This is a genomic window from Romboutsia sedimentorum, assembly GCF_030131845.1.
GTDB classification, from domain to species: domain Bacteria; phylum Bacillota; class Clostridia; order Peptostreptococcales; family Peptostreptococcaceae; genus Romboutsia_D; species Romboutsia_D sedimentorum.
The window spans coordinates 240,296-253,101 of the sequence record NZ_JASKYM010000002.1 but is presented as its reverse complement, the minus strand read 5'-3'; the positions used below and the strand labels follow the sequence as shown (position 1 = coordinate 253,101).

Sequence of the window (12,806 nt, the reverse complement as noted above, 5' to 3'; positions counted from 1 at the left end):
TGCACATTAAGCAAGAAAAAACCCTCTGATTTTTCAGAGGGTATATATTAACTTTTTTTGATTTGCTTAGCTTCTTCCTTCTCAGCTTTTTCTTTTTTAAAGCTGATTCCTTGAACATGTATATTCACTTGAGAAACGTTCAATCCTGTCATTGTTTCAACAGTATTTTTTACATTTTCCTGAATTTTAAAAGCTACATCTGGTATAGATATTCCGTAATCTATCATAACCATTACATCTAAGTTAACTTCCTCTTCTTCTATTTGTATTTTAACGCCGTTGTTTTTAAGTAATTTATCTGTGAATGTCGTATTTGTTTCTACACCTTCAACTTCTAATGCTGCAAGTCCTGCTATAGTAGCTATTACTTCATTAGATATTTTCACTTGTCCAAAATTGTTGCTTTCCATGATAAATTCTACCCCCTTATTTTAAGGAACTATTTTTATTATTATAATAATACCAAATATAAAAGAACTTTGCAAGAAAATAACCTCAGTTAATCTCTGAGGTTTAATAAAAAATAAATTTATATTGAATATTTTCTAATAATTATATGATTTAATAAAATATTTATATAATACTTTAATTTTTATAGTTTAGATTTATTAGGTTGCATCAGTTTTATATTCTCATATTTTACTTTTGCTTGTTCTGCTACTAAATCAAATACTTTTGCTGCATCTGCTTTTTCTAATTTTTCTTCATTTACTACTACATTCACACCACCATTACTTATGTAAACTAACGCATCTTCAAACCCCTTAGTACTTAAAAGGTTTTCTATCTTAAGCTCAGTCTCTTGATCTTTCACTAGTTGTAATTTCATTGAAGAAGCTTCTTTTCTAGACTCTTCTGCTGTAGATGGATTATTTATCATTTCGTTTAAATTTTGAGCTAACTCATTTCTTTGCTTCTCTCTAGTCATTTTCATATCTAATATGTACGTAGCTTTTTTCATATTTTTTTGTGAAGTTAATTGATTTTTTATTTCTTTACTAGTTTCAGTTACCTTTTCATCAATATCAGTAGTCTTACTATCAACTACCTTTATTTCTTCTCCTTTATTAGCTTCTTTTTTATTATCAGTAGCTTCTTTTTTATCATCATTTTTTTGCATCTGAGTTTGTTCATATGCTTTTAATTCTTTGCTTGTTTCTATTGCTGATTTTTCACTTAATTTATAATTCACAGTCCCTACTACTACTAACATTGTTGCTAAAGTTAATACTACAAATCCTCTTCCCTTATAATTAAATTTCATTTTTATCCCCCCAAGTTTAATATAGTTATTTAGTATATATCTCTACTTGATGCCCTGATATTTGAAGTGCTGTTTGTACCGCGCTATATAGCGTTTCTTTAACTTGTGGATCACTTGCTCCACTCGCTACTACTATTACTCCTTTAATTTTAGCTTCATTAGTTTTTATTACTACTGGTTCACTTGACCCTGATGTTATCATTGTTTTATTTTCACTTGCTGTTGTAACTGTTCTTTCTCCACCTTTAGTATCTTTTTCTTGTGTTTTTTCTGTTGTTGAATTAGTATTAAACGCTGGCTGTATTTCCTCACTTGATTCAAATGTTATCATTACATCTAGTTCTCCAGCTTTATCAATTTGAGATAAAATACTTTTTAATTTTGCTTCTAAAGGCTCTTTATTTTCTGCCTTTACCACTTGAGTTTGACTATCAGTACTGGATTTTTTTGGTTTACTTTCTTCTTTAGATAAGCTTGGAATTGCTATAAGAGCTATAGCACAAACTATTCCTAAGGTTAATAGTGTGTATATCTTTTTCTTGTCTTTTTCATTTAAGTTTTTAAACATTTACTCAACCCCTATTAATCAATTTCTACAGTTTCAATTGATACGTCTAGTATTTTAACTAAGTCTTCTTTAAGTTTATTTTCATTTAAGTCTAATTCATACTCTTTTTCTTTATTTTCTTTGAATGCCGGCTTTATATTTTCTTTTTCTTTAGATTGTATGTCCTCTTTTTTATCTTTATTACTATTTTTTTCTTTAACTTTTATATTTCCTATCTCAGACCCATCAAACTCTATATCCTCTAATTTATATCCATACTCATCTAACTTTAGCTTTAGAACCTCTTGTAATCCATTTTCATATCCTTTTGTTAGGCTATTACAACCTGTCTTATCGGCTAAAGCATTAGTACTATCTACATATTCTTTATTGTATTTTCCCATTGATTTTAATATAGTATCTTCAAGGCTCATATCCTTTGAGAATAAACTTATAATAGGGGTCAACACAATAAATACAAATATAAAATTAAGTACAAGATTTACATACGGTTTCATTTTAGAAGAAGGTAATATCATATCAACTATATTGACTATAAATGCTCCTACTAATATTGTTACAATCCAAATTTTTATATTATCTAACATATCACACCTCTTATCCTTGAGATACTACACTTATTGATGTTAATATTGCTACTGTTACAAAAAACATTATTGTTATTGCTATTATAGCTGCTAGCATTAGCACCATTAAATTTGCAACTTCATTTAAAAAGCTAGATATACCTTCTTCTCCTATAGGCTCTACTACTATTGCAGATACTTTATATACAACTACTATAGATAAAATTTTTATAACTGGTATTAAACATATACCAACTAATAAAACTAGTCCTATACCACCAAATACTCCTTTTATAAGTTGTGATGATGATAAAAGTATATCAACAGAATCTGATACAAATCCTCCTACTACTGGTATAAAATTACCTATTGCAAATTTGGCCGTTTTAACAGTGAAGTTATCAATATTTTTAACATATAATCCTTGCATCGATACAAGTCCTAAATAAATAGTAAACATCGCACCTAACGATACTAAGTTTATGTGCTTTATAAATGATGATAATTTTTTTAGCCTGATATTTTTTGATAAATTATTTATGACAAGAATTGCAAAAGCAACTGCAATTGATACAAATAAGAAATTTTTAAATACAACATTTATAAATGTTACTCCGCCTATAAATATCGGATTTAAAACTGTTGATGTGATTGGGAATCCAATTAATACCAATAATGTTATAAGTACTGGCATTATTACTTGCATTAAACCTACTGTAGAATCTATGGTTGTATTGCATATTTGTAGTACATCTTTAAATCCAACCAATGTTAATGAAACCATCGTTATAAATATTATATAAGTGGTTATTTGACTTACTGCTCCTGATGAAAACGAATTATCTAGACTTTTTAATACAGATGATAAAAGTGCTAAAACAAGTATTATTACAGCTACCTTTAAGCTAGATTTAACTTCATCAAACAACATAAGCTTTATACCTTCTTTATTAAATAAATCCAATATTGTTTTTTCTCCGCTAATGAGATCTTTTATAAATGTTTTTAGGTTCACATCATGTAGTACTTGGGAATTTTTTACAAACCCTTGTATTTCATCTATTTTTATTTTTTCTAATTGACTGTCTATATAACTATTTATACTTTTCTTAGTATCATCGTAGTTTTCAGCTTCTTTACCGTCGTTACCAAAACATACTACGAAAGATCCTAATATTAATAATAAGGTTAATATAGTTCCTAAAAATTTTTTTTTCATACGTTATCATTCTCCTATGGGATAATATTTATTATCATTTCTACAATGGATAAAAGTATAGGGAATGACATTGTCATAACTATTATTTTGCCACCAAATTCTAATTTAGATGCTATATTTCCTTCCCCACAATCTTTGCAAATCTGTATAGCAAATTCCATAAGATATGCTATCCCAATTAATTTTATTATTAGTGTTATGTACATAGAAGGTATGTTAGCTCTTACTGCTAAGTCTTGTATACTCTCTACTATAAAATTAAGCTTAAATATTACTGATAGTAATATTGTTATTCCTGTAAGTATTGCTATAAACATTGCTATTTCTGGCCTGTCTTTTTTTATTACCAAACAGAGTGTTGTTGAGATTATTGCAATCCCTACTAATTGCATAACTTCCAAGATATCTCCCCCTCTTTAGTAAAGTTGAAACATTGTTCTTACTGTATTAAATAAATCACTTATTTCTGTTAATACCATACCTAAAACAATTATTACCCCTGCTAATGTAGTTAGAGATGCCCAATCTTTTCTATCACTTTTTTCCAACAACATATTAAGTACTGATATTAATATTCCTATACCCGCAACCTTTATTATTAAAGATATATCCATACTCATCCCCCCCTATATCAAAATTATTCCTATTACTAGTCCTATTACTGTAGATAACTTTCTATAGACCATACCTTTTTTATCTATATCTTCTTTTGTTTCAGATGTTAATTTTTTTAGATTTTCAATAGACAAATCTATCATTCTTGTTTGAGATTCTATGTCACTTTTACCCAATGTAAGTATAAGTTTTTTTATTTCATCAACCTCCTTGTTTTGTAAATAAGTTTCTTTTGTTAATAAGTACATATTGTCATTTAGAATTTCATCTAAAACTTTAGCTTGATTATTATGTAATTCACATTCTATTTTTTTAAAGAATTGAGAAGTACAGTATTCCTTTTTATCTCCTACCCTTTTAAAAATTTCTTCTAATGTATACATACCAAATGATAAATCCATCCTTATTATCTCTAATATTCTTATGAGGTCATTTAGTTGTTTATGCCTATTTGTATAAGCTTTATAAATATATTCACCTATTAAATAACTACAAGCTACCAAAACCCCTATTATCATTATTTTAATTTGCAAAATACCATCTCTTTTCTTCCAAATCATATATTTTCTCTATTGTTCCTGGGCCTTTTTTCGCTGATAGTATAATTACTTTTTTAAATAAGTCTTTATCTAATAAATTGCTCATTTCTTTCCTATTTTTTATATCTTCAATAGAATCCCCATGAACAGTTGTGATTAAGCTTACACCACCATTTAAAGCCGTATATAGAGCTTTTATTTCATCTAAACTACCTATTTCATCTGTTACTATTAAATTAGGGGACATAGATCTTAAAAGCATCACAATTCCCAAATCTTTTGGGCACGTTTCTATTATGTCAGTTCTTATCCCTACATCCATTTGAGATGATCCTAAATAAGAACCTGATATTTCATTACGTTCATCTATCAATGCTACTTTTATACCTTTAAATCTATATTCCTCATTCCCATTACTTAAATTTCTTACTATATCTCTAATTAAAGTTGTTTTACCACACTGAGGTGGTGAAATTATCAGTGTATTATTTACCTGATTATCTCCTTTTATTACGTGCTTTAAAATTTTATCAGAACATCCTATGATTTCTCTTGATACCCTTATATTTAACGAAGATATATGCTTTATGTTTTTGACTTGTCCATCTTCTACTATTACCTTACCAACTAGTCCTACTCTGTGCCCTCCTCTAAGAGTTATGAATCCTTTTTTAATATCATCCATAAATGAGTGAATAGAATATTTACATATTATTTGAAATGTCTGTTCTATGTCTTCTTTGCTAACTATATATGGAGAGTTCATTCTTTTATCTAGCTTGTTTGAATTAATATTATAAAAATAGTCTTTATTGTTTGCATTTAATATAAGTGGTTTTTGAGAACGAAGTCTAATTTCTTCTATGTTTATATCATCTTTGCAAACATTTTTAATTTTTTCTCTTAAATTAACTGCTAACGAATTAATTATTTCATCGCTAAGATTATTCATACCTTGTCCTCCTCTTTTGTTTATATAACTATTGTATTAATCAAAAATCAAAAATATTACAAAAAAAAGAAGTCATTAGACTTCTTTTTGTATAATAGAATTTAGTTTTTTAAATAAAAAATAATCCCCTTATTTAAATAAGGAGATTTTTTTATATAATTAATATTTTTTTAATACTAAAGTTGCGTTGTGTCCACCAAATCCTAAAGAATTTGACATTGCATATCGAACTTCTCTATCTCTACCTTTATGTAGTACATAGTCTAAGTCAAGCTCTTCATCAACTTCTTGAACATTAATTGTCGGAGGTACAAAATTATCTTTTATACTCATCGCACAAATAACAGCTTCTACTGCTCCTGATGCTCCTAATAAATGTCCTGTCATAGATTTTGTAGATGAAACACATATATCATATGCTCTCTCTTCAAATATATTTTTTATCGCTTGAGTTTCTAGTCTATCATTATAAGGTGTAGATGTTCCATGTGCATTTATATAGTCAACTTCGTCTAATGGTACATTACCATCTTGTAGGGCCATTTTCATAGCACGAGTTGCACCTTCTCCACCTTCAGCTGGTGTAGTCATGTGGTACGCATCTGCTGTTAATCCATATCCTACTACTTCTGCATATATCTTAGCATTTCTTTTTAATGCATGTTCTAATTCTTCTAATATTACAATTCCAGCGCCTTCTCCCATTACAAATCCATCTCTGTCTTTGTCAAATGGTCTTGATGATGTTTTAGGATCATCATTTCTAGTAGACATTGCTTTCATATTACAGAATCCTGCAAACGCAAGAGCTGTTACAGGAGCTTCACTACCTCCAGCTACCATAACATTTGCATCTCCTCTTTGGACAAGCTTAAATGCATCTCCTATTGAATGTGTTCCAGATGCACATGCAGTACATACATTAGTATTAGGACCTTTAGCTCCTAAGAATATAGATACTTGACCTGCTGCCATATTACCTATCATCATAGGAATAAAGAATGGGCTTACTCTTTTATTACCTTTATTTAAAAGTGCTTTATGTTGTTCTTCTATAGTTTCAACTCCACCTATACCAGAACCTATTATAACTCCCATACGATCTCTATCAATAGACTCTAAATCTATCTCAGCATCTTCTACTGCCATTTTTGCAGAGGCTATAGCGTATTGAGTAAACTTATCTAATCTTTTTAACTCTTTTTTATTTATATAATCTTCACCGTTAAAGTTTTTTACTTCTCCAGCTACTTGTGTTTGAAAAGTACTTGCATCAAATCTAGTTACAGTGTCTATTCCACATACACCAGCTTTAATATTTTTCCAAAATTCATCTTTACCATTTCCAACAGGTGTTACACATCCAAGACCTGTTATTACAACTCTCTTTTTCATAGAGAATACCTCCACTATTTATTAGCTTCTATATATTTAACTATGTCACCTATAGACTTAAATTTTTCACCTTCAGCATCTGGTATTTCAACATCAAATTCGTCTTCTAATGCCATTATTATTTCTACAGCATCTAATGAATCCGCTTCTAAATCTTTCATTAAAGAAGTCTCCATTGTTATTTCTTTATCCTCAACACTTAATTGCTCTCTTATTATTTCTACAACTTTATTAAACATATTTGTTTCCTCCTAAATTTTTAGTTATATTTTTATATTTCAAATCTGTTTTAAACTTAATTAATCTTATTGCATTACCATTCCACCATCTACATTTATAACCTGACCTGTAACATAGCTTGACATATCACTAGCTAAAAATGCTACAACATTAGCTACATCTTCTGGATTTCCAAAAGCATTCTTAGGAATGTTATTTAACATATTTTGTTTTACATCATCACTTAATACTTTAGTCATATCTGTATCTATAAATCCTGGTGCCACTGCATTTATATTTATATTTCTTGATGCTAACTCTCTAGCTGTTGATTTAGTAAATCCTATTACACCAGCTTTAGATGCACAATAATTAGCTTGCCCTGCATTTCCTATAACTCCTACTACAGAAGCCATATTTATTATTTTTCCATATTTGTTTTTCATCATTAACTTAGTTACTGCTTTGGTGCAGTTAAATACACCTTTTAAGTTTATTTCTATAACCTTATCAAAATCTTCTTCTTTCATTCTCATAAGTAAACCATCTTTAGTTATACCAGCATTATTTACTAATATATCTACTTTTCCAAACTCTTTAACTGCAGTTTCTACCATTTGGTTAACTTGTTCTGATTTTGATACGTCACATTTCACACTTATACACTTTACTCCTAAAGCTTCTATTTCAGCTTTAGTTTTTAAAGCTTCTTCTTCTTTTGAAGTATAGTTAATAACTAAATTAGCTCCAAGTGTTGCTAGTTTTTTAGCTACTTCTTTACCTATACCTCTAGAACCTCCAGTAACTATCGCTACTCTATCATTTAAATTTATCATATAACCTCTCCCTTATTATAAGTTTCTACAAATTCATTTAATGATTTTGTGTCCTCTATATTATAAATATTTACATCAATATTTTTGCTAGAAGAAATCTTTTTTATGAAACCTCTTAATGTTTTTCCTGGTCCTATTTCTATAAAAGTATCAAACCCTTCAGCTAAAAGTTTTTCTATAGAATCTTCCCAAAGAACCGATGAGCTAACTTGCTTTATAAGTAAATTTTTTCCTTCATCTTCATAGTAGTTTGCACTAACATTTGAAACTACATGAACCTTAGGTTTGCTCAAATTAATCTTATCTAATTCTTTAGATAATTTATTTCCAGCTTCTTTTAACATTGACGAATGAAAAGGTCCACTTACGTTTAATTTAACTGTTCTTTTAGCTCCACTTTCTTTTAACATGGTCATTACTTCATCTATTTTATCATTTTCTCCTGATATAACTATTTGACCTGGAGAGTTGTAATTTGCAACTTCAACAATACCACTATCAATATTGTTTATAACATTCTCTACTGCGTCTCTATTTAATCCAAGTATTGCAGCCATAGCACCTTTTCCTACAGGAACTGTGTCTTGCATGAATCTACCTCTTTTTTTAACTAAAGATACAGCATCTTTAAACTCAATAGCATCTGCTGCAACTAAAGCACTATATTCACCTAAAGATAAACCTAGACATGCATCATATTTTAAGTCTATTTTTTCATTTAAAGCTTCTAAAAGTGCTATACTATGAGTTACTATAGCAGGCTGAGTATTTTCTGTTTTTGATAACTCTTCATCGCTACCTTCAAACATTATATTTTTTAGATCTAAATCTAAAACACTACAAGCATTATCTATTACATTTTTAGCACTTTCATTGTTTTCATATATATCCTTAGCCATTCCTACATATTGTGATCCTTGACCAGGAAATACTAACGCTATCTTTCCCATAGAATAACCTCCTAGTTTATAATTGTATGTTAGGCATTATGTTTTTCGCTTGACTTATCATTTCTTCAATAATCTCTTTGCAAGGTTTTACATCCTTTATAATTGATGCTATCTGACCTGCCATAAAAGATCCATTATTTATGTCTCCTTCTATGGTAGCAATTCTTAAAGAGCCTATACCTCTTTTATCTATTTCTTCTGTCGGTTGACCTTCTTTTTCCATGTTTAAAATTTCTTTAGATAGTTTATTTTTTAAAGTTCTAACTGGATGACCAGTAGTTCTACCTGTTACTATTGCATCTCTATCCTTAGATTTTAAAACCATATTTTTATAATTTTCATGGACATTGCATTCATCACTACATATAAATCTAGTTCCTATTTGTACACCACTTGCACCTAGTGCAAAAGTTGCAACAATTCCTCTTCCATCAGCTATTCCTCCTGCTGCTATAACAGGTATATTAACAGCATCTACTACTTGAGGAGTAAGAACCATTGTAGTTAATTCTCCTATATGGCCACCAGCTTCTGTTCCTTCAACTATTACAGCATCAGCGCCTAACTTTTCCATTCTCTGAGCTAAAGCTATACTAGGTACAACTGGAATTATTTTAATACCAACTTCTTTTAACCTATCTACATACTTTGCAGGATTACCTGCTCCCGTAGTTATTACCGGAATTTTTTCTTCTATTATTAAATCAATTATATCGTCTGCGAATGGAGACAATAACATAACATTTACACCAAATGGTTTATCTGTTAGTTCTCTACATTTTCTTATTTCTTCTTTAATAATTTCTTTTGGTGCATTTCCTCCTGCAATAAGTCCTAATGCACCTGCATTTGAAACTGCACTGGCTAGTGATGCATCTGCTACCCAAGCCATACCACCCTGAATTATAGGGTATTTTATGTTTAATAATTCACAAATTCTATTCATTATTACCTCCTTGTGTGCTCCATTTAATTACTGAAGCTCCCCAAGTTAGTCCGCCGCCAAATCCTACTAATACTACATTATCACCCTTATTTATCTTGCCTTGTCTATATGCTTCGTCCATTGCTACTGGAATTGACGCTGCAGACATATTTCCATATTTATCTAAATTAACATAAACTTTATCCATATCTAATTTTAATCTTTTTGCTGATGCTTCAATTATTCTAATATTAGCTTGATGTGGTATAAGATAGTCTATTTCATCAGTAGATAAATTTGCCATTTCAAGGGCCTTTAAAGATGATTCACCCATTATCCTTACTGCAAATTTATATACATCATTTCCTGCCATCTGTATATTATGTAATCTATTCTCTACTGTATTTTTACTCGCCGGAAGTCTAGAACCTCCTGCTGGTATCTTTAGAAAGTCTTTACCTCTTCCATCTGAACCTAGATACGTAGATAATATTCCACCTTCATCAACATTTCCTATTACAACAGCTCCCGCGCCATCTCCAAATAATATTGCAGTAGATCTATCACTATAATCTAAAATTCTAGACATGACCTCGGTTCCGATTACAAGAACATTTTTGTGAATTCCACTTTTTATAAATTGTTCTCCAATAGAAAGACCATATACAAAACCAGAACATGCTGCCGATACGTCAAATGCTACTGCATTATGCGCTCCTATGTTTGCTTGTATCAGGCACGCTGTTGATGGAAGAATCATATCTGGAGTAGACGTAGCCACAATTATCAAATCTATATCTTCAGGACTTAATTTAGCGCATTCTATTGCTTTTAATGCTGCTTTAGTTCCTAAATCTGAACTACTTTCATCTTCCTCAGCCATTCTTCTTTCACTTATTCCAGTTCGAGCTTTTATCCACTCATCACTTGTATCCATTATCTTTTCAAAGTGAAAATTATCTACTATCTTTTGTGGTAAATAACTTCCTACTCCTAATATACCAGCATTTTTGTTCATATATAAATTAAACCTCCAAAACGAGTTTATTTTTCTTCTTGATCTTCGTTATTTTTTATAAATTCTTTTATATCTTCAACAACATTTCCTTGTGTAAATTTAATGCCTTGATTTATAGCATTTTTTATAGCTTTAGAGTCAGAACTTCCGTGAGCTTTTATAACACCTCCATTAACTCCTAAAAGCGGTGCTCCTCCATACTCAGAATAATCCATAAAGCTTTTTAGCTTTCTTAAATCATCTTTTAATAGTAGTGCTCCCATTTTACCTTTTGTACTAGATAAAAATGTTTCTTTTAGTAAGCTCATAACAGACATCGCTACACCTTCTGCCGACTTCAATAATATATTACCTGTGAATCCATCACAAACTATTATGTCCGTATACGCATTTATTACGTCTCTTGCTTCTACATTTCCTATAAAATTCAAATCTATATTTTTAAGCTCATCATAAGCTTTTTTTACTAAGTCATTTCCTTTGCCTTCTTCTGTACCTACATTGGCTAAGGCTACTTTTGGACTTTTAATATCCAAAACTTTTTTTGCATATATATTACTCATAGCTGCAAATTCTACTAAATTTTTAGGCTTGCAATCTGCATTAGCTCCACCATCTGCTATAAGAGTCATACCTCTTTTTATATTAGGTATAACAGGACATAAACAAGGTCTATCTATACCTTTTATCCTACCTACTACAAATAATCCTCCTGCAAGCAACGCTCCTGTGTTTCCAGCCGATATAACCGCATCTGCTCTACCTTCTTTTACAAGTCTTAAGGCAACAACCATAGACGAGTCTTTTTTAGATCTAATAGCTTTAACAGGCTTATCTTCATTTTCTATTATTTCACTGGCATGAACTATTTCTAGCTTACTTCTATCAAATTCATAATTAGAAAATTCCTTTTCTAAAGTATCTTTATCTCCAGTGATTATTAAATCCACATTATATTCTTTTATAGCGTTTACAACGCCCTCTACATTAGATTTCGGTGCATTATCTCCACCCATACCATCTATTACTATTTTCATAACTACTCCTCCTAATCTAATTCTTCAAATATAAATTTTCCTCTAAATATTTGCTCTTGTGCTTTGTTATTAACTACAACTTTTACATAGTGCTTTTTATCAGCTTTTTTGTAAATTTCCGCCTTAGCTATAAGCCTATCTCTTTGTTGTATTAATTTCAAGCATTTTACATTTGCAAATCTCATAATTACCTTTGGCGCGTCAATTATCGCCATAGCTAACGAGTCTGCTAGAGAAAATATATATGCATCCTTTAAAGTATTAGTTTTAGAATAAAGCATATCATCTGTAATTTCTAACATAGATATTCCTAGCTGCCCTACCGATAAGTCAATTATTTCTCCTGTAATTTCCTTAACTCCTAACGTTTTAACTTTTGAACTTTCTGTTTCCGCTATAGACTTAACTCTTTCTCTTAATTCCGGTATATTTAAACTCATTCTATCTAGTCTTATCGTTTGAATACTAACTTCAAACAAACTAGATAATTCTTCATCTGTATAGAAAGGATCGGCCTGTAGCATTTCAATAAGCTCTTTTTGTCTTTGGGCTTTACTTTTCTTTTTCATGTTACCTCCAAATTTTTATAGCTGCAATTAGTACCAACTACTAATAGTAGTATATAATAACGCAATAAAATTATCAATACTTTTATTATTATTTTTTAGAATTGATATTAGGCTATGCATTTTATTTATTTAAT

The 12,806-nt window shown here is 30.0% G+C and carries 17 protein-coding genes; all 17 read right to left on the bottom strand.

The features are described 5' to 3' along the window. Positions 1 to 47: 47 nt before the first annotated feature. Positions 48 to 410 (bottom strand): Asp23/Gls24 family envelope stress response protein, encoded by a 363-nt coding sequence (locus QOZ84_RS06375; protein ID WP_026900447.1) that lies wholly within the window; start codon positions 408 to 410, stop codon positions 48 to 50. Between the two features lie 182 nt (positions 411 to 592). Continuing rightward, positions 593 to 1,264, bottom strand: coding sequence for a SpoIIIAH-like family protein (locus tag QOZ84_RS06370; protein WP_284132124.1), 672 nt, complete (start codon positions 1,262 to 1,264; stop codon positions 593 to 595). A gap of 25 nt (positions 1,265 to 1,289) precedes the next feature. Next, the gene (locus tag QOZ84_RS06365) at positions 1,290 to 1,832 is read right to left on the bottom strand and encodes a stage III sporulation protein AG (RefSeq protein WP_284132123.1); all 543 of its coding nucleotides are present in this window, start codon (positions 1,830 to 1,832) and stop codon (positions 1,290 to 1,292) included. A 14-nt stretch (positions 1,833 to 1,846) separates the two neighbouring features. Next, a complete protein-coding gene (locus QOZ84_RS06360; protein WP_284132122.1) occupies positions 1,847 to 2,419 on the bottom strand; it encodes a stage III sporulation protein AF in 573 nt (190 codons plus the stop codon). A gap of 10 nt (positions 2,420 to 2,429) precedes the next feature. After that, entirely contained in the window at positions 2,430 to 3,617 is a 1,188-nt protein-coding gene (spoIIIAE, locus tag QOZ84_RS06355) for a stage III sporulation protein AE (protein ID WP_284132121.1), read from the bottom strand. A gap of 14 nt (positions 3,618 to 3,631) precedes the next feature. Further along, positions 3,632 to 4,009 (bottom strand): stage III sporulation protein AD, encoded by a 378-nt coding sequence (spoIIIAD, locus tag QOZ84_RS06350; RefSeq protein WP_284132477.1) that lies wholly within the window; start codon positions 4,007 to 4,009, stop codon positions 3,632 to 3,634. A 24-nt stretch (positions 4,010 to 4,033) separates the two neighbouring features. Next, a complete protein-coding gene (spoIIIAC, locus tag QOZ84_RS06345; RefSeq protein ID WP_026900441.1) occupies positions 4,034 to 4,231 on the bottom strand; it encodes a stage III sporulation protein AC in 198 nt (65 codons plus the stop codon). A 12-nt stretch (positions 4,232 to 4,243) separates the two neighbouring features. Next, positions 4,244 to 4,765 carry a stage III sporulation protein AB gene (locus tag QOZ84_RS06340; protein WP_284132120.1) on the bottom strand — a complete coding sequence of 174 codons (522 nt, stop codon included), beginning with the start codon at positions 4,763 to 4,765 and terminating at the stop codon, positions 4,244 to 4,246. Then, on the bottom strand, positions 4,755 to 5,723 hold the full coding sequence (gene spoIIIAA, locus QOZ84_RS06335; protein ID WP_284132119.1) for a stage III sporulation protein AA: 969 nt from the start codon (positions 5,721 to 5,723) through the stop codon (positions 4,755 to 4,757). The genes QOZ84_RS06340 and spoIIIAA overlap by 11 nt, the downstream gene beginning before the upstream one ends. Before the next feature lie 159 nt (positions 5,724 to 5,882). Next, positions 5,883 to 7,118: a beta-ketoacyl-ACP synthase II gene (gene fabF, locus QOZ84_RS06330; protein ID WP_284132118.1), complete on the bottom strand. Its 1,236-nt coding sequence runs from the start codon at positions 7,116 to 7,118 to the stop codon at positions 5,883 to 5,885. Between the two features lie 14 nt (positions 7,119 to 7,132). Then, positions 7,133 to 7,357 (bottom strand): acyl carrier protein, encoded by a 225-nt coding sequence (gene acpP, locus QOZ84_RS06325; protein ID WP_026900437.1) that lies wholly within the window; start codon positions 7,355 to 7,357, stop codon positions 7,133 to 7,135. A gap of 66 nt (positions 7,358 to 7,423) precedes the next feature. After that, on the bottom strand, positions 7,424 to 8,173 hold the full coding sequence (gene fabG, locus QOZ84_RS06320) for a 3-oxoacyl-[acyl-carrier-protein] reductase (protein ID WP_284132117.1): 750 nt from the start codon (positions 8,171 to 8,173) through the stop codon (positions 7,424 to 7,426). Next, on the bottom strand, positions 8,170 to 9,123 hold the full coding sequence (gene fabD / locus QOZ84_RS06315; protein ID WP_284132116.1) for an ACP S-malonyltransferase: 954 nt from the start codon (positions 9,121 to 9,123) through the stop codon (positions 8,170 to 8,172). Before fabD ends, fabG begins: the two co-directional genes overlap by 4 nt. Positions 9,124 to 9,139: 16 nt before the next feature. Then, a complete protein-coding gene (gene fabK, locus QOZ84_RS06310; RefSeq protein ID WP_284132115.1) occupies positions 9,140 to 10,069 on the bottom strand; it encodes an enoyl-[acyl-carrier-protein] reductase FabK in 930 nt (309 codons plus the stop codon). Continuing rightward, positions 10,062 to 11,066, bottom strand: a complete 1,005-nt coding sequence (locus QOZ84_RS06305; RefSeq protein WP_284132114.1) for a beta-ketoacyl-ACP synthase III — start codon at positions 11,064 to 11,066, stop codon at positions 10,062 to 10,064. Before QOZ84_RS06305 ends, fabK begins: the two co-directional genes overlap by 8 nt. A gap of 26 nt (positions 11,067 to 11,092) precedes the next feature. After that, positions 11,093 to 12,103, bottom strand: coding sequence for a phosphate acyltransferase PlsX (plsX, locus tag QOZ84_RS06300; RefSeq protein WP_284132113.1), 1,011 nt, complete (start codon positions 12,101 to 12,103; stop codon positions 11,093 to 11,095). An 11-nt stretch (positions 12,104 to 12,114) separates the two neighbouring features. Next, positions 12,115 to 12,672 (bottom strand): transcription factor FapR, encoded by a 558-nt coding sequence (gene fapR / locus QOZ84_RS06295; protein WP_284132112.1) that lies wholly within the window; start codon positions 12,670 to 12,672, stop codon positions 12,115 to 12,117. Positions 12,673 to 12,806 lie beyond the last annotated feature (134 nt).